Origin of the sequence: Chitinimonas koreensis (genome assembly GCF_014353015.1) — a bacterium.
Lineage (GTDB): Bacteria > Pseudomonadota > Gammaproteobacteria > Burkholderiales > Chitinimonadaceae > Chitinimonas > Chitinimonas koreensis.
The window spans coordinates 3,815,880-3,840,435 of the sequence record NZ_CP060704.1; the positions used below are offsets into that span (position 1 = coordinate 3,815,880).

20 protein-coding genes and 1 pseudogene are annotated in these 24,556 nt (G+C 68.4%); 2 read left to right on the forward strand and 19 right to left on the reverse strand.

What is annotated here, in order from left to right:
* Nucleotides 1-122 precede the first annotated feature (122 nt).
* From H9L41_RS15910 to H9L41_RS15945, 9 genes are all read right to left on the reverse strand, one after another.
* Complete coding sequence (locus H9L41_RS15910; protein WP_265583813.1) at nt 123-2,039, reverse strand: contractile injection system protein, VgrG/Pvc8 family; 1,917 nt, start codon at nt 2,037-2,039, stop codon at nt 123-125.
* The gene (locus tag H9L41_RS25020; RefSeq protein WP_265583814.1) at nt 2,036-2,845 is read right to left on the reverse strand and encodes a contractile injection system protein, VgrG/Pvc8 family; all 810 of its coding nucleotides are present in this window, start codon (nt 2,843-2,845) and stop codon (nt 2,036-2,038) included. Before H9L41_RS25020 ends, H9L41_RS15910 begins: the two co-directional genes overlap by 4 nt.
* Nucleotides 2,842-4,047: a type VI secretion system baseplate subunit TssG gene (gene tssG / locus H9L41_RS15915; RefSeq protein ID WP_028444652.1), complete on the reverse strand. Its 1,206-nt coding sequence runs from the start codon at nt 4,045-4,047 to the stop codon at nt 2,842-2,844. Before tssG ends, H9L41_RS25020 begins: the two co-directional genes overlap by 4 nt.
* Nucleotides 4,011-5,825, reverse strand: a complete 1,815-nt coding sequence (gene tssF, locus H9L41_RS15920) for a type VI secretion system baseplate subunit TssF (RefSeq protein ID WP_028444653.1) — start codon at nt 5,823-5,825, stop codon at nt 4,011-4,013. The genes tssG and tssF overlap by 37 nt, the downstream gene beginning before the upstream one ends.
* Before the next feature lie 207 nt (nt 5,826-6,032).
* Nucleotides 6,033-6,416: a GPW/gp25 family protein gene (locus H9L41_RS15925; RefSeq protein WP_157461798.1), complete on the reverse strand. Its 384-nt coding sequence runs from the start codon at nt 6,414-6,416 to the stop codon at nt 6,033-6,035.
* A 174-nt stretch (nt 6,417-6,590) separates the two neighbouring features.
* Nucleotides 6,591-7,217, reverse strand: coding sequence for an Hcp family type VI secretion system effector (locus H9L41_RS15930; RefSeq protein ID WP_028444655.1), 627 nt, complete (start codon nt 7,215-7,217; stop codon nt 6,591-6,593).
* A gap of 43 nt (nt 7,218-7,260) precedes the next feature.
* Entirely contained in the window at nt 7,261-9,285 is a 2,025-nt protein-coding gene (gene tssC / locus H9L41_RS15935; protein ID WP_028444656.1) for a type VI secretion system contractile sheath large subunit, read from the reverse strand.
* Between the two features lie 565 nt (nt 9,286-9,850).
* A complete protein-coding gene (locus tag H9L41_RS15940; protein ID WP_028444657.1) occupies nt 9,851-10,099 on the reverse strand; it encodes a hypothetical protein in 249 nt (82 codons plus the stop codon).
* A 198-nt stretch (nt 10,100-10,297) separates the two neighbouring features.
* Nucleotides 10,298-11,284 (reverse strand): sigma 54-interacting transcriptional regulator, encoded by a 987-nt coding sequence (locus H9L41_RS15945; RefSeq protein WP_028444658.1) that lies wholly within the window; start codon nt 11,282-11,284, stop codon nt 10,298-10,300.
* A gap of 18 nt (nt 11,285-11,302) precedes the next feature.
* On the opposite strand from H9L41_RS15945, the gene H9L41_RS15950 reads away from it, so the two are divergent.
* A complete protein-coding gene (locus tag H9L41_RS15950; protein WP_157461799.1) occupies nt 11,303-11,464 on the forward strand; it encodes a hypothetical protein in 162 nt (53 codons plus the stop codon).
* Nucleotides 11,465-11,695: 231 nt separating this feature from the next.
* Here H9L41_RS15950 and H9L41_RS25025 read toward each other — a convergent pair whose 3' ends face one another.
* From H9L41_RS25025 to H9L41_RS15990, 10 genes and pseudogenes are all read right to left on the reverse strand, one after another.
* Nucleotides 11,696-12,106, reverse strand: coding sequence for a type IV pilin protein (locus H9L41_RS25025; protein WP_028444659.1), 411 nt, complete (start codon nt 12,104-12,106; stop codon nt 11,696-11,698).
* Between the two features lie 71 nt (nt 12,107-12,177).
* Entirely contained in the window at nt 12,178-12,693 is a 516-nt protein-coding gene (locus tag H9L41_RS25035; RefSeq protein ID WP_051318663.1) for a pilus assembly PilX family protein, read from the reverse strand.
* 79 nt (nt 12,694-12,772) lie between these two features.
* Nucleotides 12,773-13,510: pseudogene (locus H9L41_RS26255) on the reverse strand (PilW family protein); the annotation flags it as partial.
* Nucleotides 13,507-14,010 (reverse strand): type IV pilus modification protein PilV, encoded by a 504-nt coding sequence (gene pilV / locus H9L41_RS15960; RefSeq protein WP_169730129.1) that lies wholly within the window; start codon nt 14,008-14,010, stop codon nt 13,507-13,509. The pseudogene H9L41_RS26255 and the gene pilV, both read right to left, overlap by 4 nt.
* A gap of 11 nt (nt 14,011-14,021) precedes the next feature.
* Complete coding sequence (locus H9L41_RS15965) at nt 14,022-14,564, reverse strand: GspH/FimT family pseudopilin (RefSeq protein WP_187523474.1); 543 nt, start codon at nt 14,562-14,564, stop codon at nt 14,022-14,024.
* Nucleotides 14,561-17,743, reverse strand: coding sequence for a pilus assembly protein (locus H9L41_RS15970; RefSeq protein WP_187523475.1), 3,183 nt, complete (start codon nt 17,741-17,743; stop codon nt 14,561-14,563). The genes H9L41_RS15965 and H9L41_RS15970 overlap by 4 nt, the downstream gene beginning before the upstream one ends.
* A 23-nt stretch (nt 17,744-17,766) precedes the next feature.
* Nucleotides 17,767-18,585 (reverse strand): hypothetical protein, encoded by an 819-nt coding sequence (locus H9L41_RS15975; protein ID WP_187523476.1) that lies wholly within the window; start codon nt 18,583-18,585, stop codon nt 17,767-17,769.
* Nucleotides 18,586-18,697: 112 nt separating this feature from the next.
* Nucleotides 18,698-19,177: a BON domain-containing protein gene (locus H9L41_RS15980; protein ID WP_051318664.1), complete on the reverse strand. Its 480-nt coding sequence runs from the start codon at nt 19,175-19,177 to the stop codon at nt 18,698-18,700.
* A gap of 9 nt (nt 19,178-19,186) precedes the next feature.
* Complete coding sequence (locus H9L41_RS15985) at nt 19,187-20,332, reverse strand: aminotransferase-like domain-containing protein (protein WP_028444664.1); 1,146 nt, start codon at nt 20,330-20,332, stop codon at nt 19,187-19,189.
* Nucleotides 20,333-20,679: 347 nt separating this feature from the next.
* Nucleotides 20,680-22,182 (reverse strand): WS/DGAT/MGAT family O-acyltransferase, encoded by a 1,503-nt coding sequence (locus H9L41_RS15990; protein WP_051318665.1) that lies wholly within the window; start codon nt 22,180-22,182, stop codon nt 20,680-20,682.
* Between the two features lie 198 nt (nt 22,183-22,380).
* Between H9L41_RS15990 and H9L41_RS15995 the strand changes: the two genes are divergently transcribed.
* Nucleotides 22,381-24,372, forward strand: a complete 1,992-nt coding sequence (locus H9L41_RS15995; protein ID WP_028444665.1) for an SDR family oxidoreductase — start codon at nt 22,381-22,383, stop codon at nt 24,370-24,372.
* Nucleotides 24,373-24,556: the final 184 nt, after the last annotated feature.

Below are 24,556 nucleotides of genomic sequence, written 5' to 3' on the forward strand. Positions count from 1 at the left end.
GAGGCGGAATGAATCCAGGGAGGGCCGCTGGCCGAGCACACGCTGCCGGCAAGCGCCCGGCTTCGCCGGGGCCTGTGCTGCGAGTCGATCCTGGGCAAAGGCAAGAGTCGTCATGGCGGCACTCAGATCACGATCTTCAGGGCCGCCAGCAACTGGATCACCGGGCCTTCCATGTTGATCTCCGGGTTCGCCGCCTTGTTGGCGAAGCGATAGCCCACGATGCCCAGCGAGATGTCCTCCGACACGCCGAACAGGTTCATCTTGAAATCGACCCCGGTCAGCGAGATGTGCGACGACACCCCGGTCGCCGACATCGCGCTGCTCAGGCCCGTGGCGCTGAAATTGGCGGCCAGGCCGACGGCGTCGTTGCTGTTGTTCACCCCGATGGCGCTGCTGTTGCTCTGTACCGCGATCACGTTCTTCGACACGCTGGTGCCGGTGATGGTGGTGAAGTTGTTGACGCTGCCGTTGTGGGTGGTGGTGTTGTTGCTGGTGGCGTTGACCGTGGTGGTGTTGTTGACCGTGCCGTTGTGGGTGGTGGTGGTGGTCGAGGTGCTGTCCATCGTGGTGGTGTTGGTCACCGCGCCGGTGTGGGTGCTGGTCGAGGTGGTGGCGCCGCCGATGGTCTGGGTGCTGATGTTGTCGGCCTTCATCGTGGTGGTGTTGGTCACCGTGCCGGTATGCGTGCTGGTCGAGGTGGTCACCCCTTCGACGGTCTGGGTGCTGAGGTTGTCGGCCTTCATGGTGGTGGTGTTGCTCACCGTGCCGACGTGGGTGCTGGTCGAGGTGGTGGTCTGCTCGACGTAGAGCACGCTCTCGGACTTGCCGAAGCGGCTGTCCGAATAGCTGATGCGGTGGTTGGCCACGCTCGACTGCACCTTGCCGATGCTGCGGCTGAACGAGGAGCCGAACGACTCGTTGACGCCGAGGATGTCGTCGGCCGGGCCGTAGGGGCCGTAGGTCGCGGCCAGGTCCTGGCTAGCGCCGGCGGCGGCCGACTCGGCGGTCGAGAAGCCGTAGTTGGCGCCCTGGCTGTAGCCGGTGTCGCGGAACTTGGCGGTGTTGTAGGCGTTGGTGGCGATCAGCACCGCACGGTTGAGGTTGGCGTCCGACTTGGCGCCGAACGAGACGTTGACGCCGTCGCTGTAGCGCGCGCCGTAGCTGTTGCCGACGTGGGTGCTGGCGGTCCACGACAGCGGCGAATTCGATTCGAGCGGCGTCACCGCGCGGGTGCCGCCGGCCTGGACGATCTGCTGCAGCTCGGGCAGCTCCGATTCGTCGTTGGCGCGGCTGACGATGACCTGGGCGCCGATCTCGGGCGCGGTCTGCATGTGGGCGGCCAGCTTGACCCAGCGGCGGGTGCCGTCCGGATCGGTGGCCAGCCGCACGTAGACGCCCTGGGCGGTCACCTGGCTCTGGCCGCTGTCGTGGTCGAGGTAGTCCTGGGTCTGCGGCGCGAAGTCGCTCTTCTCGTAGAAGCGCCAGCTGCGCGGCGTGTGGTGGTCCGGGTAGTCGACCACGGTGGCCAGCACCGAGCCCTGCTGGGTATCGGCCAGCGAGAAGGCCGACAGGAGGCCGTCGGTCTCGCTGGCCTCGAACTTGTTCTTGTAGCCGCCGTCGAGGCTGGCCTCGTGCTCGACCTTGGTGAGTACGAATTCCTTGCCGTTCAGCGTCGGCCGCACCGGCATCGGCGAGCTGCCGGCCATCTGGTCCTCGCTCATGGCGAAGCGGTAGCCGGCGCGGAACAGCGCGCAGAAGCTCTCGCCCGACAGCTGGCTGGCGGCCGAGCGGCTGGCCTGGCCGGTCATGCGGGCGAAGCGCTCGGCCTCGAGCTTGTCGCTGCCGTACTGGTAGACCTTGTGCTGGTGGAACACCCGCTCGCTGTCGGCGCCGCCGACCGGCGGCAGGTCGACCGGCGCCGCGTCGAACTGCAGGATCGGCGGCACGCCCTCGACCTGCCAGGCCTCGTACTGCCGGGTGAACACCGCGCGCACCGCGCCGATGTTGAGGTTCTGCCGGTAGCGGTAGTCGCTGATCACGTCGAACTGGCGAGGCCGTTCTCCTGCGTGTCGGTGAACACGTAGCGCAGCGGCCGGCCGCCCATCACCTGGTCGGGATAGTCGGCGCGGTTGGCGAACACCAGCTGGTGGCCGCGCGCGTTCTGGCGGAAGTAGAAGTACAGGTGGGCCTTGCCCATCAGCCGGCGGACGAAGTCGTAGTCCGATTCGCCGGCCTGCAGCCAGTCCTGCTGGCGGCTGATGGCCAGGCTGTCGGCCGCGGCCATGTCGGGCACGATGTGGTGGTAGGCCAGCACGTCGGTCAGCGCCTGCACCACCGTGCGGTCGTCGTAGATCTGGTAGCGGTTGGCCAGCGTCAGCCGGTGCAGCGCCGGCTTCACCGTCAGGTGGTAGACGCCCGGCGCACCCATCGCCAGGCTGGCGACGATGCCGTTGAACAGCGACAGGCTCGGCGCCGGCTTGCCGGCGATGGCGTCCTGGAAATCGCGGTTGGACTGGGCCAGCTCGGTCTCCGGATCGGCCAGCCGCGCCGGCAGGTCGACCGCGAAGGTCACCGGCTTGCCGATCAGCTCGTCGAAACGCAGCGTCTCGATCCGCGCGCGCGACTGCGGATCGCGCTTCCACTGGTCGTTGGCGTGCAGCTCGAGCTGGTATTCGAACGGCTCGGACACGCTTTCGCTGCCGGTGAAGCTGACCAGCCGCAGCGTTTCGTCGCCGATGACGGTCCGGCTGTCGATGAAGATCGCCAGGTGCAGGAACAGCGCCGGTTCGGGCCGCTCCACCGTCTCGACGCGGCCGACGCCGATGGCTTGGAAAGGCGCGTTCATGCGGCCTGCTCCTCGAAGGCGGCGACCAGGAAGCAGGCTTCGCGCTCGCGCGTGCGGTCGCCGGCCAGCCAGGCGGTCTGGCCCAGCCGCAGGCCGTAATAGATGCCGCCGGGCACTTCGCCCGTGCGGTCGATGCGGCGCTCGCGCGCGGTCAGCAGCGCCGGCGGCGCCTCGCCGGCCTTCAGGCGCAGGTGGACCCAGGCGTCCTGGCGGCGCTGCAGCAGGAAGCGCAGCAGGCCGGCCAGCTGCGGATAGGCGTCGGAGGCATTGCTGCGCGGCTTGGGCAGCAGGCGGCAATAGCGCGCGTAGTCGAGCGGGCCGAAGGTCAGCCGCACCCGCGCCGCCTGCATCCAGACCCGCCCGCCGAGCCGGGCCGAGCGGCCCAGCGGCTGCGGCGCGCGGCGCAGCGGCGCCGGTTCGGCCGCGGCCTGGCCCAGCACGGTCCGGCCCAGGCCGCCGGCCGGAGGAGCGGAAACCGGTCCGTCGTGCGCCGGCGCGGCGCCGGCCGGCTTGCCGGCCAGCGTGGTCAGGTCCACCGCCGGCCGCTCGCGCCAGGCGCCGACCAGCGATTCGAGCTGCACCGGCGCGCCGACGAAGCGGCCCAGCACCCGGGTCAGCACCGGCGCGCTGTGGCGCGGGTTGGCCAGGAGGCCGGCGAGGCTGAGCCAGCCGCGCTGCGGCAGGCCCAGCTGGTCCAGCTGCGCAGCGAGGCCGGGCGCCGCCATGCCCATGCTGGCGGCCAGCATGTCGGCCATGTCGGTGCGCTCGGGCGGCGCCGAGTTGAGGCCCAGCCGCGGCGCGGCCTTGAGCCGGTAGCGCAGCACGTTGATGCGGTGGTTGAACAGGTCGAGGAAGCGCGCCATCACCGGCTCCTCGTCGCGCATGCGCTCGAGCATGCGTTCGAACAGCACCGAGGGCAGCGGGCCGAGGTAGCCGGCCAGCGCGTAGTTGCCGGTCTCGACCTCGACCGGGCCGGCGCCGCCGGCCGGCTCGCGCAGCACCCGCACCTCGTGGCCGGGGAAGCCCAGCTCGAGGTTGGCGCGGAAGCGCACCGCGGCGTCGAGCGCCTGGCCGAGGTCGCCGCCGTCGCCGCCGCGCTCGCGCAGCAGCAGCCGCACCAGCTGGTAGAAATCGAAGCGCGTCGGCTCCTCGCGCAGTTGCCGCGTCAGAGGACGATCTGGGCGCCGACCATGGGTGGCCATGTCTTCAGCCTTCCTTTGACGTCATGGGTTTCGAGGCTCAGTTCGATCAGCGTGTTGACGCTGGCGTAGAGCGCGAAGAAGCGGCGCAGCACTTCGGCGAACAGGATCGGGCTGCCGCCCTCGAAGCGCAGGCGGTCGATCCTGAGCGTGATCGCCAGGCCCTCGACCGGCACGTAGCGGCCATCGCGGTACAGGTCCTTCACCACCGGCCGCGCTTCCAGCCCGCTCAGGCTGTCGATCTGCTTGGGGCCGACCATGCTGGCGCGGCCCAGGTGCAGGCCCAGCATGCTCTTGAGCGCGTTCATCGCCTGGGCGCCGCCGGTGAGCGAGAGGTGATTGAGCAGCAATTGCGAGATCAGCGCCCAGGGCTGGCCGCCGATCAGCACCGGCGACTGGTGCGGCGTCGGCTTGGCCGCCACCCGCGCGTCGCGCACCGGGCCCGGCCCCTCGAGCCGCAGCTTGTCGCCCAGGCGCAGTTGCTCGGCCAGCCGGCGGTTGGTGCACAGCGCGCGGCCGCCGATGGTCTCGTCGGCCGGCCGCAGCGTGTCGAAGGCCAGGTCGAGGAAGGAGACGTAGGTCTCGGTGCCGGGCACGCTGCGCAGCACGCTCTCGACCCGGCGGGTGACGTAGAAATAGTCCTGCCGCTCGATCAGGCCGAAGTCGTCGAGCGCGAAGTAAGGCGCCACCGGCCGCGCCGGCTCGCCGGGCCGCACCGCGTAGAGCGAATCGACGCGGTAGATCTCGGTATGGCTGTGATGGGCATGGTCGCCGCTGAGCCGGTATTCGTGCTGGGTATGGTCGAGTGCCAGGGGCTCGATCCGCTGCGGGAACAGGTTGATCAGCGGCACGCAGTTGAGCCGCATGGCGTTGGGGCCGGGGTCGAGCGTCTTGTCGACCGCGCTGGTCAACAGGAACAGCAGCTCGGCCTCTTCGCCGAGGTCGCTGAAATCGAGCCCGGACAGCTCGAAGAACAGGAATTTCTCGGGGAAGGCGAAGTACTCCTGCACCAGCCGGTAGCCCGGATGGGTGACCAGGTCGGTCTCCAGCGCCGCCTCGTGTTCCTCGAAGCCGAGCCAGCGCAGCGCGTCGGCGCCGAGCCGGCGCGGCCGGCTGCTGCCGACCGGCAGCGTCGCCACGCCGGCCAGGTTGAGCGCCAAGAGCTCGTACAGCCGCCAGACCTGGGTGTTCTCGATGTCGAGGTAGAAGCGCACCACCGGCATCGACAGCGCCGACAGCGGTTCGGTGCCGATGCCGCGCAGCCGCAGCTTGAGCACCGAATGCACGGCCGGGTCGTCGTCGAGGTCGTAGGCGGTGGTGGAGACCAGGCCGAGCTCGACCACCCGCAGCGGCACCAGCGGCGTCTCGAAGCAGGTGCGCAGGCGGCAGCGCACGTCGCGGCCGTCGTCGTCCTGCGCCACCGCGTGGAATTCGCGGCCGCGTTCGAGCCAGGCGCCGGTGGCGAAGTTGGCGCCGTCCGGGCGCAGCGTGAGTTCGGCCACCGTGAGGCTGGGGATCGGCGCCTCGAGGTGGGGATAGAGCTGGGCCATCAGCGCGTTGGGCAGCAGCGCCGCGTCGCGGTCGAGCTGGTGGCGCAGGCGGCCGGTCAGGAAGGCGAACGACTGCATCATCAGCTCGACCTGCGGATCGCCCGAACGGCCCTGGCCCAAGGCCAGCGCCTGCGCGGCGGCCGGATAATCCCGGCCGAATTCCACCGCCTGTTCGCGCAACTGCGCCAGTTCCGCCTCGAAGTAATCGCGGAACTCGCTTGCCGTCTGCATGTTGACCCCGTGAAAGGTGAAACGTGATGCGCCGCTGCGCGGCGCGGTGAAACGTGATAAAGCCCTTACCTCAGCCCTCCTCCCAAGCTGCGCCGATCCGCCAACCGAAAACCGTCGACCCCACGCGTCGCAGCCGCACCGATCAGCCCGGCGCCAGCCTGCTCCACGTTTCACCTTTCACTTTTCACGTTTCACAGGCCACACGTTTCACCGCCGTTCCGCATCCACCTGCGTCTCGAACCGCACCACCCCATCCGGTCCGCCCTGGTCCAGCACGCCGGACACCACCACCCGGTAGGGCGACAGCGTGCGGCCGGTTTCCTCGAGGCTGATCTCGATGCCCTTGAGGCGCGGCTCGTAGCGCTCGATCAGCCGCTTGAGCCGCTCGGCGTAGCGGGCGATCGGCGCGCCGCCGGCCGCCAGCGCCGGCGTCTCGGGCATCGCGATGTCGATCAGCGCGGTACCGCCCTGCTCGGCCAGCCACTCGCGGCTGCCGACCAGCCACTCGAGCTGGTCCAGCACCGCCTGCGGCAGCATCGCCTCGCGCGAGCGGGCCCGCGGCGGCGACAGGCGTTCGAACAGGAATTCCATGGCGTGCTTTCCCCTGCTGCGGCGGCAGGCCGGATTCGGCGGCCGGTCGGCCATCGAACGCAGGTCGGGCTTCATGCCCGACAGCGAGCTCGATCGCCGGCGCTGTCGGGCATGAAGCCCGACCTACGGTGATACCCGACCTACGCCGATACCCGACCCGCCGAGCGCCGTCGATCAGTCGGTGAAATCGCCGATCGGACGGTTGCGCGCGATACTCCAGCCGGCCGGCACCACGCCGGCCGTCTTGGTATCGGCCAGCTGCACCGTGTACTTCCACAGGATCTCGGTGAAGTTGAGCTTGAACTGCTCGGTCGGCATGTCGTCGGGGTTCGACTGGAACTGGATCTCGCTGATCATGGCGTCGCGCAGGGCCATGGTCAGGATGTTCGCGGTCTTGTCGCCCGAGTTGCGCATGATGTAGATCATGGTCGGCTGGGTCTTGCCGGCGCCGAGCGGCTTGGCGCGCAGGCACAGGTCGAAGAACTTCACCGACAGCTTGTCGACGTACTTCACGCAGGTGAACTCGGTGATGATCGGCCGGCCCGAGGTGCGCGCCGAGTTCGACACGTCGGTGGTCATCTGCTGCTTGATGCCCTGGTGGATCGAGACCAGCTCGATGAAGGCGTTGCCGCTGAAGGGAATGGCCGGGGTGCCGTCGAAGTTCTGCACCGTCGGGTCGCCGCCCGAGCCCCAGTCGGTGGTGTTGACCAGGCTGCCGCCGGTCGCCCAGCCGTTCGCGCCGCCGCCGCCGGGCCCGGTGAACAGCGTCGCGTCCCCGGGTTGTAACAGGATCAAGTCCATGGTTCTGCCCTTTTCCTAGATTCGTAGATGGGGATGGCCGGGATCAGGCCGGCAGCTCGGCGACCAGCCGGATCGAGGTGGTGAGTTCCTCGAGCTGGAAGTGCGGGCGCAGGAACAGGGTGGCCTTGTAGCTGCCGGGCTTGCCGGGCACCTCGGTGACGCTGATCTTGGCCGCGCTGAGCGGATAGGCCGCCTTCACTTCCTGGGCCGCGTTCTCGTCGAGCAGCACGTACTGCGCGATCCAGGTGTTGAGGAAGGCCTCGACGTTGCCGCGGGTGAGGAAGGAGCCGACCTTCTCGCGCATGATCACCTTGATGTAATGGGCGAAGCGCGAGGCCGACAGGATGTAGGGCAGCATGGCCGAGATCTGGGCGTTGGCGTTGGCCAGGTCGGTCAGGTACTTCTTCGGCTGGTTGGCGCTCTGGCCGCCGAAGAAGGCCGCCTTGCTGGTGCCCTTGCAGTGGCAGATCGCCATGAAGCCCAGATCGTTGAGCTCCTTCTCGCGCCGGTCGGTGATCGACACCTGGGTCGGGCAGATCATCTGCACGTCGCCGTCGTCGCTCTTGTAGGTGTAGACCGGCAGGCCCTCGACCAGGCCGCCGCCCTCGACGCCGCGGATCGCCGCGGTCCAGCCGTACAGCGAGAAGGCGTTGGTGATGCGCTCGGCCAGGATGAAGGCGGCATTGCCCCACAGGAAGTTGGCCGCGGCCGGCACGATCACGCCGTCCTCGTCGACCGGGCGCGGCGGGCTGCCGGGCGGCTGTGCGGCGCTGACGTCTTCCTTGTAGTTGACGCCCTCGCACGGCAGCGTGTCCGGACCGTAGGGCAGCCGGATCAGCACGCGCGGCAGCGCCAGCGTGACGTAGCGCGAGTCCTCGCTCTGGCGGAAGGCGCGCCAGTTGGTCAGCTCGATGCTTTCGAAGATCTTCTGCAGGTCGCGCGGCTTGGCCAGGCTCTCGAAGCTCTCGAGGTCGAACAGCTTGGCGTAGGCCGAGGCGATGAAGGGCGCGTGGCCGGCGGCGGCCACTTCGGCGATCTTCGACAGCAGCGTCATGTCGTCCGGATGGCGGCCGAACTCGTAGTCGCCGACCAGCATGCTGAACGGCTGGCCGCCGTAGGTGCCGTACTCGGCCTCGTAGATCATCTTGAACAGGCCGCTCTGGTCGAACTCGACCGCCTTGGTCAGGTCGTCCAGGAGATCCTTCTTCGAGGCGTTGAGCACGCGCAGCTTGAGCATCGTGCTGGTCTCGGTGCGCGAGACCAGGTAATGCAGGCCGCGCCAGGTGGCCTCGAGGCGCTGGAAGGCGGCCGAATGCATGATCACGTCGAGCTGCAGGCCGAGCGCGCGGTCGACTTCGGCGACGCGGTCGTCGATCAGCGCGGCGGCGCCCTTCTGGTGGGCGGTCTGCAGCGGGGCGGCGACGTCGACGGCGAACTGGCCGAGCAGCTCCATCAGCGTCTCGGTCGACTCGGCGTCGAGCACCAGGCCGGCCGGGCCGACCAGGTCGGCGACCTTGCCGGCCGGCGTCACCTTGCCCCAGCTCTTGGGCTCGGCCGTCGCATCGAACAGACCGACCAGCTCGGTACGCGCGGCGGTGCCGTCGCTGCCCATGTCGGTGACCAGGTCGAGGTAGGCCGCCAGCGGGCCGGCGATCTCGGCCTTGGACTGCAGGAAACGGATGCGGGCGCGGCCGTCGTACAGCGCCTTCATCGGCGCGACCTGCTGGATCACCGCCACCGGGCTGAAGTCGTCCATCTTGTGGAACGCCAGCACGCCGGCCAGGTTGCCGCTGCCGCCCGGCAGCACGTTGGGCAGGGTGCCGACCTTGACCTGCGGCGCGATGCCCTCGAGCACCTTGTTGAAGTTGTCGCGGTCGATCTCGACGAGCTTGCGCTCCTTGAGCGGCGGCAGCGGTTCGGCCAGGAAGTCGCCGTTCAGTTCGGCCAGGATGCCGACGATGAAGGGCAATTCCTTCTTCTCCAAAGCGCCGCCGGTTTCGACGTCGTAGGTAATGCGCACACGCGGTGGACGAACCCGCATCAACTTGTCCTGGATGCTTCCCAACATGGTTTCTCTGCTCCCGTTTCCTGAAAACACCACATCGACCGCGACGCGGCCCATGCGGACAGGCGCGCCGTTCTGGAAAAGCTGGACCGCACCGCACTGGGCGGCCGAACCACGCTGTGCAAGCGGCTGGCCGTGGGTACGGGAACAGGCTTGCGACGGGGCTCCTTGATACAAGTCCCGTGCCAGGTCGTGAAAAAATTACAAAGCATTGATTTCATTGAACCCGACGATACGGACGGATCGGCGGGCGGGTGGTTTTCGACCCACCCGCCGCGAGCGGCGCGGGGTATTCGCAAGGCGGGACGCGCTCCGTAGCGGTAGGACGGATTTGCCGCAGCCTGGGTCGAAAACGACCCACCCGGGCGTGCGGCAGGGATGCATCGCACCGGGTGCGCGAGGATGCCGAACGGACCAGCGCGAAATGGACGGGAAACCGGGGAGGCGCGCGATGCGGCAAAGCCTCCCGTGCAGGGGAAAGGGACGGTGCGCGATCGACAGCAAGGGGGCATCCCAAACGAAACGGGCCGCGATGCGGCCCGTCCAGGGAGAAAGGAGAAAGCAGCGATCAGGCCGGCCTGGCCGCCCGCCAGATCCGCCGCCCGGCGATCTCGACGCACTCGAGCTGGCCGCGCCCGACCAGCGCATCCAGCGCGCGCTCGGTCAGCTCGGGGCTTTCCTCGCCCGCGGCCCAGTCGATCCACCAGCGGTGGATGCCTTCGAGCGTGTCGGCCGCCTGTGGGCGGATCGTCAGGTAGCGCAGGATGGCCGCGGCCACCGCTTCGACGGCATCGAGATCGGGTTCGGCGTCGGTCATGGCTGGCCTCGGTCGAGCGTAAGCGCCGTCGCGCAGCATCTCGCCGGCACGCGGGCCGAACGGCCGGCCGGCAGCGGAAACCCGGCGCAACGCCGGCAAGCCGGCGGGCCGGCCAGGGAGCAGCCCGGAGGAATGCAATCGATGTAGGTCAAATGGAATGGAAATCGATCGTCGAAAGGAATCGCGCGGCGGCCGGCTTCAACCCGGCGTCAGGTCGCCGAGCGATTCGGCCGCCATGCCGTATTTTCGGACCAGTTTACCGAATGCGCTCCGATCCTTGCCAGCCAGCCGCGCCGCCTGGCTGATGTTGCCGCCGGCGCGCGCCAGCAGCTCGCCGACGAAGCGCCGCTCGAACTCGGCGATCGCGCGCGCCTTGGCGTCCTTGAAGCAGTGCCGCGCCTCCGTCCCGGCCGCCTCCTTGCCCAGCCGCTGGCGCGCCTCGGCGCAGTACAGCAGCTCGCCCTCGCTCAGCAGGAAGTCGCGGTGGATCACGTTCTCCAGCTCGCGCACGTTGCCGGGCCAGCGATAGCTGGCGATGAAGGCCACCGCATCCTCGTGCAGCGCGCGCAGCGGCCGGCGGTACTGGCTGCACAGCCGGGCGACGAACAGCCGCGCCAGCTCGACCGCGTCGCCGGCGCGCTCGCGCAGGGGCGGCATCACCACGCTCAGCACGTTGAGGCGGTACAGCAGGTCGGTGCGGAACTGGCGCGCCTCGGCCATCGCGGCGAGATCGGCATTGCTGGCCACCACCACCCGCACGTCGGCGCGCGCCTGGCCGCTGCCGCCGACGCGGCGATAGGTCTTGTCCTGCAGGAAGCGCAGCAAGGCGCCCTGGGCGCGCGGGCTCAGGGTGTCGATCTCGTCGAGGAACAGCGTGCCGCCCTGCGCCTCGCCGACCAGGCCGCTGCTGCTGCGCCGCGCATCGGTGAAGGCGCCGCGCTCGTGGCCGAACAGCTCGCTCTCGAGCAGCGTGTCGGACAGCGCGCCGCAATTGACCGGGATGAAGGGCCGGTCGCTGCGCGGCCCGAGGTAGTGCAGCGCCCGCGCGGCCAGCTCCTTGCCGGTGCCGGTCTCGCCGCCGATCAGCACCGTGGCGTCGACCTCGGCCAGGCGATGCAGGCTGTGCAGCACCTGCTGGAATACCGGCGACGAGCCGGCCAGGTTCAGACGTGACAAGCCATCCATGCTTTCCTCCTCGCCCGCGTGGACCCGCATCCCGCGCAGCGCTTTTTAGTCATCCCGCTTTTCCCGCGCCATCGCCCGATTGCCGGTGTCGATTACGCCGGGAAAACAATCCCTGAAGACGGCGCAAGCGCCGCCTTGTTTTTAAAGAATATCGACGGCGATCTGTCAAATAATCAGTAAGGAAAAAAAACGGACAAAGGTAAAAAGAGGTAACACGAATGGGAAAATCGGCCATGCCGAACGGCCGGCCGATTCGGCGCGAAAGCACCGTTGTCGGACAAGCGTGCGATTCAATCGGGGTCGGCCGCCTTGCCCGTGCGATGTATCGACACGGCCGGCCGAATCGCGATTCGAAACAATTCGGAAACATATTTCATGCCGGCCGCCGCCGACATCGCGCAATCCAATGCGCTACCAGGTCTCGCCGATCGCCGCGTAACTGCCGTTGTTGTTGCGATCCCATTTGCGCTCGCCGGTCATGCCGATCTGCAGCTTGCCGTCGTTTTTCTGCTTGCCGGTGGCGATCGGCGTCAGCTCGATATTCACCGGCGTGGCGCTATCGTTGAGGGTGACCGTGTAGTTGGCGGTCACCGAAGCGAATACCGAATCGGTCGGCGCGATACAGCCGACATAGCTGCGGTTCAGCGTGTAATAGCGCTCGCACAGCTGGCTCGCGGCCATCAGCGCCGCCTGGGCGTCGCTGCGGCGCGACTTGGTCAGGTAGGCCAGGTAGTTGGGCACCCCGATCGCCAGCAGGATGCCGATGATCGCCACGACGATCATCAGCTCGATCAGGGTGAAGCCGCGCGCCATCCGTTTCATCGTTCCCGCTCCATTCCGCATGGGGCCGCGGCGCGGCCAGCCTATCGGATCAATCAATGGACTCCGAAGGATCAATAGACCCTGACGTATTCCTGCAGCACCGTGACGCTGTCGCCGCTCTTGCCGTAGCCGATCGCGGTGACCACGTAGTAGTCCTCGCTGTCCGCGCTGCCGCTCGGCAGCTTGCCGATCACGAAGCTCGGCTGGGTGCGGCTGCCGCTCACGGTCGGCGCATTGGTCTCGCCGCTGGCGAGCTTGCAGTTCTCGCTCGCCGGCGTGGCCGCCAGCGTGCAGGACAGCTTGGCGCTCTGGCCGATCGCCTCGCTCCAGTTGGCCGGCACCCCGCTCAGCGCCGCCAGGCCCAGCTCGTCGCCCTTGGCCGACAGCAGCTTCTCGGCGCGCCGCAGGGCGAGCTCGGCGGCGTAGAACGACAGCGTGCGCTCGTGGTTGGCGCCGGCGATGCGCTCGCTCAGCGTGGCGATGCGGGCGGCGAACAGCACGTACAGCGTCAGCGCGATCAGGAAGATCAGCGTGACGATCAGCACGAAGCCGGCCTGGCCGCCGCGCGATGCGGTCCGATGCCTCATGTCGCCCCCCATAGGGTTTGTTGCGCAGGCTGATGGTGGTGGTGAAGGCGCGCCGCAGCTTGGCGCTGCTGACGGTGGCGACCGCGCCGTCGCAGTCGACCACGGTGTAGCGCTGCGCGCCCTGGAACACGTCGCGGCGGCTTTCCAGCATGAAGCAGGCGCGTACCGACACCACCTTCTTCCACATGTCGGTGCCGGCCATCTGGCTGGCGTCGGGCGCGTAGTAGTGGTCGGCCACGCAATCGCCCTTGGTCGAGCCGTAGTTGCAGAACACTTCGCCGGTGCTGGCCGTGTCGTCGACGCCGAGCTTCCATTGCAGCCCCAGCACGTTCACCGGCGAGCCGGTGCCGCCGATCAGGTCCTTCGCCGCGGCGTCGCCGCTGTATTTGCAGGTGATCTTGCCGTTGCCGCTGTCGTAGGCCAGCGCGATGGTCTGGTTGGCCGGCGGCGATGCGGCGGCGAGCGTGCCGTCGGCGCAGTCGCGCATCGCGGCGTCGGCCTGGAAGGTCAGGGTCAGGGTCTTGCTGCCGGCGGCGTACTGGATCGGGCTGGCGTTCAGCGCGGTCGGCAGCAGCTTGCTCTTGCTGGTGTCGGTGCCGAGGTAGCCGGCCTGGCCGACGATGCGCTTGAGGAAGTCCACGCCGAAACGGCCTTCCTCGGCCAGTTCGGCCTGCCGCGTCTGCAGCGAGAAGGCGCCCTGGGTCTTGAGGAAGACCAGCGACACGATGCCCAGCACGATCAGGCCGACCACCATGCCGACCAGCATCTCGGACAGGGTGAAGCCGCGCTGGCGCGATTTCTGGATGAGATGGGTCATGGCGCGGGGAACTCGACGGAGAAGGTGGCCTGGCTGGCGCCGCTGTCGCCGCTCTTCCAGCGCGTGTTGTCGGTCCAGCTGATCGACACGGTGTAGCGCCCGTTGGCGCGCGCGACCGTGCTGCTGGCGTTGGGCAGCTGCTTGATCGACTTGAGGAACTCCTCCTTGTCGGCCTTGGCCACCGCGGCCGTGGCATAGCCGGCCTCGGCGCTGGCGGTGGCGCAGCTGCCGCCGGTGCAGGGCAAGGCGGTGTCGTCGTAGTGTGCGACGGCAGGCACGCCGGTGGTGTCCGAACCGGCCGGCACCGCGAAAGGCGAGCGGTTGGCGTCGATGCGGTCGGCCAGGTCGGCCGCGATGTCGGCCGCGATGCTGCGGTAGTAGGCACTGGAGCCGGCGGCCAATACCCGGGTCTGGATCGAGGCCAGGCCCAGCAGGCCGATGCTGAAGACCGCCAGCGCGACCATCGATTCGAGCAGCAGGCTGCCTTGCTGATTGTTCATGGAATCGTTCTTCATCGGGATCGCTCAGCAGCTCGGCGTCGCGCTCGCGGCGCTGGCAGGCCGCTGCGGGTCAGGCTGATGGTCCGCGCCGCGCCCTTGCGGCAGACGGTGAGCGCCGGCACGGTGCCGCTGGCGGTGCCGACCGCGCCCTTGAACAGCGCGCGGTAGGACGCGCCGGAGGTCGGATCGCTGAAGGTGTAGCCGTCCAGCGGGCCCGATTTCTTCAGCACCGTGCCGCCGTTGTCGACCACCAGCCAGCCGTTCTTCCAGGCCCAGCCCGAGGCGCCGCTGCACTTGCCGGCATTGGTGCCGCTGGCCGCGTCGGCCGCGCAGAAGGTGACGTCCCGGCCCGAGCGGATCGCCTCGGCCCGCGCCACCCGCATCGCGGTGACGATCTCGGCGCTCAGCCCTGCCACCTGCGCATTGCTGACGTAAGCCGTCATCGCGGGCGCGGCGATCGCGTAGATCACCGCCAGGATGCCGATCACCGTCATGGCCTCGATCAGCGAGAAGCCGGCCTGGCCGGCGCGCAGGGTCACGATGGCCGGCTTCATTGCAGGATCTCGCGCCAGGCCACCGGTGCGACCACGCTCCCGAAGTGCAGGCAGATCTGCTTGCCGCTGACCGGATCGACTAGCCAGGTGCAGTCGCCCGTGCTCTCGGTGGTGCAGCCCTTGATGGCGTTGACGGCATAGCCCTTGCGGCAATCGCCGCTGCTGCCGCCGCCCCCGCTGGCCGCGTCGCTGAGCTTCACCACCCCGACGCTGCTCACGGTCTGCCGGTTGCTGAGCTTGTCGCTGCTGTCGACCTTGTTGTCGCCGTTGATGTCGAAGACGGCCTTGGCCGGCGCCTGCCCGGTCAACAGGTTGAATACCGTCAGCCGCCCTTCGACGCCGGGTGCGCAGGCGTCCACGGTGGTGTCGGCCGGCACCATCGACGGGAACAGCACATAGGGTTCCTTGCGCGTCAGCAGGATCGACGGCGCCGACACGCCGCGCTCGCCGCGGTCGGGAAAGTCGAAGTACCAGCCGACCAGGTCGTTGCGCTGGCTGTCCGGCGCCGTGCTGGTGGTGCGGTCGTAGCCGTCGGCCGATTCGGCCGCCACGCCCTGGGCGGTCAGCTGCGTGCGCGAGCTGGTGATCGCCGTGGCCTGCTCCTTGATCACGTAGGCGGTCTGGACCTGCGAGGCGGTCGCCAGCGTGTCGGCCTTCTCCAGGTACTTGCCGGTCTGGAAGGCGATCCAGATGTCGGGGCTGTCGGTGCCCTTGGTGACCACCTGCGGCTGGGCGGTGATCGGCTGGCGCGTGCCCGCGGCGTCCTTGGCGACGTAGAGCGGGTTGCCGCCGAAGGCGACCTTCCAGTCGGCGGCGCTGGCTGTCGACAGGTCGAACTTCCACAGATTGCCCTGCATGTCGCCGGCGTAGGCGTACTTGGCGCGGCCGGCGGCATCGCGGACGATCACCGGCTGGGCCAGGCCCGCCGGCGCCGCGGCGCTGCCGGCGTTGGTCTCGATCACCTTCTTGCTGCCCGACCATTTGCCGGCCGAACGCGTCAGGTAAAGGATGTAGAGCCGGCCCTTGTAGTCGGCCGCGTTGTGGCCGTTGCCGAACACGATGGCGAGGTTGCCGTCCTGCAGCGTGGCGTATTGCGGCGCGCCGAAGACATGGCCGACATTGACGTCGTCGGCGGCGCCGTACTCGAGCAGGGCCAGCGGATTGGCCGAGGTCTCGGCGAAATTGGCGCTGTTCGACAGATCGAGCACGAACACCCCGCGCGCGCCGTAGCCCAGCCCGCCGGCCAGGTAGCTGCTGCTGCCCGCGCTGTAGCTGGCCAGCCCGCCGTCGACGAAATAGCTGTGGCTGTAGCCCGGCGCGGTCAGCTGGTTGAGCTTGCCGAAGCTCAGGTTGGGCAGGTAGGCCAGCTTCTCCTGCCCGCTGGTGTCGAACAGGTGCAGCATGCCGTCGTTGCTGCCGACCGCGACGCCCTGGCTGCCGGCCAGGCTCACCATCACCGGGCTCGAGTCGACGATGTCGCCGAGCAGCGAATCGCGGTCGCGGAAGCGGCCGCCCTGGCTCATCTCGTAGCTGCGCTTGCCGCCGGTCTGGCTGCCGCGCAGGTAGGCGAGCCGCAGTTGGCCGTCGGCGTCGCTCTCGACCTCGTCGGTCTGCGGGTTCTGCTTCAGCACGGTCTTCTGCGCCGCGGTCAGCGAATTCCAGGCGAACGGGATGCCCTGCCCGATCGCGCTGTCGTAGGTCAGCATCACGCGCTCGGTGGTGCGCGCCGTCAGCAGCGCGCCGGCTTCCCAGTTGGTCTGGGTGTACTGGCCGCTGGCCGGGTCGACCGCCAACTGCTCGAGCGTGCCGACCCAGGTGCCGGGCTTGTAGCCGGCGCGGTAGATCGCCGTATCGGTGCTCAGGCTGCTGCCCGAGCTGGCCGCGACGGTGCCGACCGCCGACGACTCGCCGGCGATCTGGCGGAACATCGCGCGGATGCCGCTGGCCATCAGCGCCGGGCTGGAGACCAGGGTGTAGGTGCTGGCCAGCTTCTGCGACTGGTAGGTCCCCTTGTTCGGGTCGTACCACTCGGTGGTGCAGGCGCTGCCGTCGGCGCAGGTGTTCGGATTGTGGTCGCCGGTCGACAGCCAGGCGTAGTCGCCGGTCTTGGCGGTGGTCTCCGAATCGTCGAAGCCGCCGTACTTGGCCGCGGTCCAAAGCCGCCGCACGTTCAGGTTGTTGCCGGTCGATTCGTTCACGTCGACCACGTAGGTCTTGACCCGGAACGGCGTCTTGCCGTCGCTCTTGAGCCCGTACTGGTTGAGCCAGTAGCTCACGCCGAGCATGCCCATCACGTCGTAGCGCGCGTATTCCGGCGTCTTGGCGTCGGGATTCGAGGCGGCGCTCTTCTCCATGGCGAGCACGTCGGCGGTCCACTGCTCGAGCGTGCGGCTTTCGGTCGCCGATTTCGGCAGCGAGGTCAGCGGGTAGTTCGAGCCGGTCCAGTCGGTCGCGCTGCTGGCACTGCCCCAGGTGTTGTCGTCGCCGAACGAGAGCAGGAAGTTGCGCTGGCAGGCCGGGTAGCGGATCGGCCCCTGCTGCGCGTCGGCGGTGCTGGAATAGTCGGCCGGCGCGGCGACGCTCCAGTCCTTGATGACCGGGAAGCCGTCGGCCTGGGTGGCGGTGGTGCTGCCGACGTAGTCCGGATCGGGCGTCTTCTCGCCGCGGAAATAGCGGGCGATCTCGGCCACCATGGTGCCCATGGGGTCGTAGCTCTTGTAGTTGCCGGTCGCGCCGAAGCGGTTGATGTGGTTGATGATGCCGCTGTTGAGCGCGCCGTCGGTGTAGGCGCTGGCGGTGGATGCGGTCAGCGCCGGGTCGGGGTTGTACCTGAAGCGGCCGTAGGCATCCCATTCGGCGCCGGCGTTGTCGAGGTAGGCGTTCTGCGCCGGCGAGAAGTAGCGCAGGCCCATGTCCTTCACCGGGCTGCGCATCACCCCGCCGTAGGCGTAGCCGTCGCGGCGGTAGCTGAACAGGCCCATGCGCAGCAGCTCGTAGTTGTTCTGGATCTCGCCGACCGGCTTGTAGGCGGTCACCGTCCCGACCTTGTAGCTCTGGCAGTTGGCCTCGTTGGGCAGGCTGGTGGTGGTGTTGCGGTCGCAGACGCGGACCTGCACCCGCCGGCCGTAGACCTTGCTGCCGCCCACTACCGTCACGCTGCTCTTGCCGCTGCTCGGCACCGAGAGGTAGTAGGCCTCCTGGTTCAGCGGCGCGAGGTTGTATGCCCCGAAGGCCCGGTGTAGGCGGCCGACACCGTGCAGGTGTACTTGCCGCTGCCGGCGTCTTTGGACGCACTGCCGGCCAGACAGTAGTAATAGGTCGAGCCGCCGGCCGCGACCTCGGTCGTCACCGCTGCGTCACCGAAATAGGCGGTAGTCTCGCGCGTCTCGACGTAGAGATGGGTCTGGCCCGACTTCAGCAGCGAGGACGGCAGCCACTTGTCCGCATCGAGGATCTTCTGCACGCCGCGGCCGCCGTTGCCGCCGGCATTGGCCGGGTCGAGGTAGGAACGCAGCAGCGCGGTGCGGGTGTCCGAGCCGGCCAGCGGCGTGGTCGAGGTGGTGCCGTTGCTGGTCGCGGCGTATTCGTCGGTGCGGTTGCCGCCGGTCAGCGCCTGGCGGAACAGGTCGATGCCCGACATGGTCAGCCAGTTCATGAAGTTGCCGCTGTAGTAGCTGCCGCCGCATTCGTAGAACTGGCTACCCGACACCGTCGCCAGCGCCGCCGGGACGAACTCGTCGCGAGCAGTGTCGTAGCTGTAGCACTTGGCAGGATCGAAATAGCCGGTCTGGCGCGACTTGTAGGCGGTGCCGCCGCCGTCGTTCCAGTTGCCGCCGGCCCGGTAGGCCAGCATGGTGGTCGGCCATTCGACCGACAGCGCCAGCACCAGGTTGGCGGGAACCTTGCTGTCGGTGAACAGCGGGGTGTTGGAGAAGGTCAGGCCATCGGCGGATACGGCGTGGAGCCAGGGCCCCAGCATGAAGAGCCAGGCGATCGACACGCGAAGCAAGCGATTGGGCATGGGAAAACGAAAGAATATATAGTCGTCGTTTTCGAATCCTAAATGGAAAGGCGTACCACGTGAAGGGTTATCGTTAACAATATATTATTTAATCCCGAACTACACAGGGGGTTCAATGCGTGTGCCGGCCGACCCGCGTGTGGTTCCACACCTGCACCACGCGCGGCAGCGGCTTGATCACCGCCTCGAGCGCGCGCTGCTCGCGCCGGCTGCGCAGGCAGCCGTGCAGCGTGACGTAGCCTCGCAGCGTCTCGACCCAGATGCTGCTGCGGGCGAAGCGCGCATCGGCGCGGATGGCGGCCACCACCGCCGCGTTGGTCGCGTGGTCGTGCTTGTAGGGGCCACCCTCCTCGCACTGGCGGGCCAGCCAGCAGCTCACCCCGCGCTCGTGGCGCTGGTGCGCCTCGCGCCGCAGGTCGGCCTCGTCCAGCACCGGCCGCTTCGGCGCCGGACAGGCCGCGTCGCCGCGGACCGCCTGCTCGAACGGATCGTCGAACGGGTTGTCGTCGGCGAGCGCGGCCGCGCCGGCCGCCACGAAGGCGGCAGCCGCCGCAGCGGCCAGCCGGCACGACAGGGAGCGCGGCGCGCGCATGGCCGGGCCTTACAGGTGGGCGCGGATCACCTCGGCCAGCGTCTTCACGCCCTCCTCGATCTTGTCGGGCGAGGCGTGGCTGAAATTCAGCCGCAGCTCGTTCGACACGCGCGGGTTGGCGTAGAAGGGCTTGCCCGGCATGAAGGCGACCTTGCGGTCGAGCGCGGGCTGCAGCAGGCCATAGCTGTCGATGTCGGCGCGCAGCTTCAGCCAGAAGAACAGGCCGCCCGGCGGGATGGTCCAGTCGGCCAGGTCGTGGAAGTGGCGGTCGAGCGCGGCGGCCATGATGTCGCGCTTCTGGTGGTAGAACTCGCGCAGCCGGGCGATGTGCGCCGGGTACTCGGCCGAGGTCAGGAGCTTGTGCATCGCCCACTGGCCCTGGCGGTTGGTGTGCAGGTCGGCCGCCTGCTTGAGCTTGTAGAAGTGCGGCATCAGGCGCTCGTCGCAGGCCAGGTAGGCCACGCGCAGGCCGGGGATGGCGGTCTTGGAGAAGGTGCCGAAGTGCACCCACGGCGCCTTTTCGAGCCGGGCGCAGATCGGCGCGCGGTCGCAGTCGTCGTAGACCAGCTCGCGGTAGGGCTCGTCCTCGAGCAGCACCACGTTGTGCTGGTCGAACAGCTCGGCCACGCGGCGGCGCGTGGCCTCGTCGTAGCAGACGCCCGACGGATTCTGGAAGGTGGGGATCAGGTAGGCGAAGCGCGGCTTCTCGCCGACGATCTTGCGCTCGAGCTCGTCCAGATCGGGGCCGTGCGGGGTCAGGCCGACTTCGACGAAGCGCGCGCCGTAGAGGCCGAAGCACTGCACCGCGGCGAGGAAGGTCGGCGCCTCGACCAGCACCGGCGTGCCGTGGTCGACGAACAGCTTGGCCGACAGGTCCAGGCCCTGCTGCGAGCCGGTCAGGATCAGGATGTTGTCGGCGGTGACCGGCACGCCGTTGCGGCTCATCTCGGCCGCCACCGCCTCGCGCAGCCACTTCTCGCCCTCGCTCGGGCCGTACTGGCTCAGGTTGGCGGGCAGGCCGTCGAAGTCGAGCTTGGGCATCGCTTCGGGCGCCGGCAGGCCGCCGGCGAAGGAGATCATGTCGGGCTGGCTGGCGACGGCGAGGATCTCGCGCACCAGGGAACCCTGCAGACGGTCGATACGTTCGGAGAACATGGGCGTTCCGTAGTGGGGGGAATGGGAATGCGCCGGGCCGGTTGCGAGCGTCGTGCCGCGACCGGGCCGGCGGCGTCCCGGCACCCTGCCGCACGGCGCGGCCGGCGGCAAGGGACGGTCGCAGCGCGCTTGGAGGCAACCGTACCGGGCTGGAGTCGAACTACATGATCCGGCCGGTCCCGGACCGGGGATCCGACCCGGCGCGGAAACAGGAACTGGAACCGGTGGAGCGTCGATGGAATGCAGGTCGGGATTCATGCCGGCAGCGCCCTCGATGGCATCGCCGCCGGAATGAATTCCGGCCTACCGAAACCCCCGCCTACCGGGGAAAACAGTCCGCACTCGCCTCAGGCCGCCCTGCCCGCCTCGCTCTGCATGCGCAGCAGGCCCAGGTGCAGCTCGGCCAGTTCCGGATCGGGCGGGCTGTCGGTCACGCTGAGCAGCGTGGCCAGCACCAGGGTCTCGAATTCGCGGCCGAAGCGCTCGATGATGCGGGCCGGCTCGGGCACCAGCTTCTTGTCGGTCATCACGCCGAAATTGACGCGGTTGTTGTACGACAGGATCGACACGCCCATGCCGATCTCGCCCGACTGCGGCACCCAGAACTGCAGGTCGTGCACCTGGGTGCCGGCCAGGTAGATCGGCTCGCGCGGGCCGGGGACGTTGGTCATCACCGCGGTCGACTTGGTGCTGAAGTACTCGATCGCCGGCTGCTCGACCGCGTTGGGCAGCGCGCCGACCACGCTCAGGAGGCCCAGCGTGATGATCGCGTCGTAGCCGCCCTTGATCTCCTCCATCCGGCGCTTGACCTCGTAGACGCGCTCGATCGGGTTGGCCACGCCGATCGGCAGCGGCAGGAAGACCAGGCCGAAATAGTTGCCGAGCCGGTCGAGCTTGCTCTCCGGCCGCAGGTTGACCGGCACCGAGGCGCGGATGTCGAGGCCGTCGACCTTCTGGCCGCGTTCCACCAGATAGGCGCGCAGCGCGCCCGCCACGCAGGACAGCAGCACGTCGTTGAGCGAGCAGCCGAGCGCCTTGCCGACGTGCTTCACCTCCATCAGCGGCAGCGAATCGGACCAGGCGATGCGCTTGGCGGTCGAGAGCTTGCCCTTGAACTTGGTGCGCGGATCGGCCGGCATGGCCGCCAGCTTGGCCAGGCCCTGGGTGATGCCGAGGCCGGTCTGGGTGTACTCGGCGATCTTGCCCGGATTCATCATCAGGCCGTAGCTGGTGCCCAGCACCTTGGCGTAGCTCTTGAGCACCCCGGCGTACATCTTGGCCACCGGCCGGTAGAGCCGCATGAACGGGTCGTCCGGCTCGCGCTCGCCGGCGACGAAGCGCGATTTCCGGGGCGCCGGCGCGCTGTCGCCCTCGGCTTCGCGGTCGGTCATCCCGAGCAGCACCTGGATCAGGGCGATGCCGTCGGCGATGCAGTGGTGGATGCGCGCCACCAGCGCGGCGCCGCCCTGGTAGTTCTCCACCAGGTGGAACTGCCACAGCGGCTTGCCGAAATCGAGCGGGGCGGAGATGTGCTCGTTGACGAAATCCTCGAGCTCGGCCTTGCCGGCCGCGCCCGGCAAGGCCACCAGGTGCAGGTGGTTGGCGATGTCGAAGTCCGGGTCGTCTTCCCAGTAGGCGTTGGCGCCGCTGCGCACCACCCGCTGCTTGAAGCGCGCGTAGCGCAGCAGGCGGTTCTCCATCACGTGGCGCAGCCGTTCGAAGTCCATCGGACCGTCGAAGAACATGATGCCGGTGATCACCATCAGGTTGGTCGGCCGGTCCATCCGCAGCCAGGCCGTATCGACCGCCGACATCGCCTCGCGACCCGAGCCGAATAGATTCAACAGCATATGTTTCCGCCCCTGCTTGATGAGTGTGTCTGTTCTATGCCGGCCTAGCGGCCGCTCGCTTGACGTGCCCTGCCGGCCGATTATAGAACACAGCGTGGCGCTGCCCGCCAGCCCTGGCGCGACCCGCAGCGGCATCATCATCCGACGCACACCCGCATCGCAGCAATCCGAAGGCAAGAACAACGAGGAGCCCCACCCATGACTTATTTCGTGACCGGCGCGACCGGCTTCATCGGCAGCAACCTGGTCCAGACCCTGCTGAAGAAGCGCAAGGGCAAGATCTATGCGCTGGTGCGCAAGGAATCGCTGGAAAAGTTCGACAAGATCAAGGCGCGCTGGGGCCGCGACGCAGACCGCGTGATCCCGGTCGCGGGCGAACTGGGCAAGCCGCGGCTCGGCATTTCCGACCAGGACGTCGCCGAGCTCAAGGGCAAGATCAAGCACTTCTTCCACCTCGCCGCGCTGTACGACCTCAAGGCCACCGCCGAGGAGCAGCTCGAGGCCAACGTCAACGGCACCCGCCACGCGGTCCAGTTCGCCGAGGCGGTCGAGGCCGGCATCTTCCACCACACCAGCTCGATCGCCGCCGCCGGCCTGTACGAGGGCGTGTTCTCGGAAGACATGTTCGACGAGGCCGGCAAGCTCAACCATCCCTACTTCCGCACCAAGCACGATTCGGAAGGCCTGGTGCGCAAGGAATGCAAGGTGCCCTGGCGCGTCTACCGCCCCGGCATCGTGGTCGGCAGCTCGCAAACGGGCGAGATCGACAAGATCGACGGCCCCTACTACTTCTTCAAGGTGCTGCAGAAGATGCGGCGCATCCTGCCGCCCTGGATGCCGGCGATCGGCATCGACGGCGGCCGCATCAACATCGTGCCGGTCGACTACGTGGTCGAGGCGATGGACCACATCGCCCACCTGAACGGCCATAACGGCAAGTGCTTCCACCTGACCGACCCGGACGCCAAGCGCGTCGGCGAGGTGCTGGCGATCTTCGCCGAGGCGGCCCACGCGCCCAAGCTGACCGTGCGGGTCAACCCGGCCATCTTCGGCTTCATCCCCTCGATGGTGCGCCAGGCGCTGACCTCGCTGACGCCGGTGCGCCGCGTGCGCGACGCGGTGATGAAGGACCTGGGCCTGCCGCCCGACGTGATGAACTTCGTCTCCTACCCGACCCGCTTCGACAGCCGCCAGACCCAGAAGCTGCTGGCCGGCACCGGCATCGCGGTGCCCAGGCTCGAGGACTACGCCTGGAAGCTGTGGGACTACTGGGAACGCCACCTCGACCCGGACCTGTTCATCGACCGCTCGCTGACCGGCGTGGCGCGCAACAAGGTGGTGCTGATCACCGGCGGCTCCTCCGGCATCGGCCAGGCCAGCGCGATGAAGCTGGCAGCCGCCGGCGCCAAGGTCATCATCGTGGCGCGCGACATGGAGAAGCTCGAGGCGACCAAGAAGGAGATCGAGGCCGAGGGCGGCCAGTGCTTCGTCTACTCGTGCGACCTGTCCAGCCTCGAGGCGATCGACGGCCTGGCCCAGCAGGTGCTGGCCGACCACGGCCACGTCGACGTGCTGATCAACAACGCCGGCCGTTCGATCCGCCGCGCCATCGAGAACAGCTACGACCGCTTCCACGACTTCGAGCGCACCATGCAGCTCAACTACTTCGGCAGCCTGCGGCTCACGCTGGCGCTGCTGCCGAGCATGAGCGCGCGCAAGTCGGGCCAGATCATCAACATCTCCTCGATCGGCGTGCTGACCAACTCGCCGCGCTTCTCAGCCTACGTCGCCTCCAAGGCGGCGCTCGACGCCTTCACGCGCTGCGCCTCGAGCGAGTTCTCCGACCGCGGCATCTACTTCACCACCATCAACATGCCGCTGGTGCGCACGCCGATGATCGCGCCGACCGACATCTACAAGAACATGCCCTTCATCATCAGCCCCGACGAGGCGGCCGACATGGTGGCGCAGGCAGTCATCTACAAGCCGGTGCGGGTGGCCTCGGGCCTCGGCATCTTCGGCCAGATGATCCATGCGCTGGCGCCGCGCGTGGCGCAGATCATCATGAACACCGCCTACCGCATGTTCCCCGATTCGTCGGCCGCCAAGGGCGAGAAGGAAGGCGGCCGGCAGGAGCTGAGCGCCGACCAGCTGGCCTTCATGCAGATCATGAAGGGCATCCACCTGTAGGAAGGACCGTCGCGTCGCCGCGGCGGCGACCGGGGACCATGCAGCCGAGGCCTCTGCCTCCTCCGCATCCCCGGCGTCCGCTGCGGTGATTCCTGCCACACCTCAGGCCCGTGCGGCGCGGGCGAGGTATCGCGGCAAGACGAAAACGGTGTAGAACGGCAACGCAGGCGATCCCGGTCGCCTG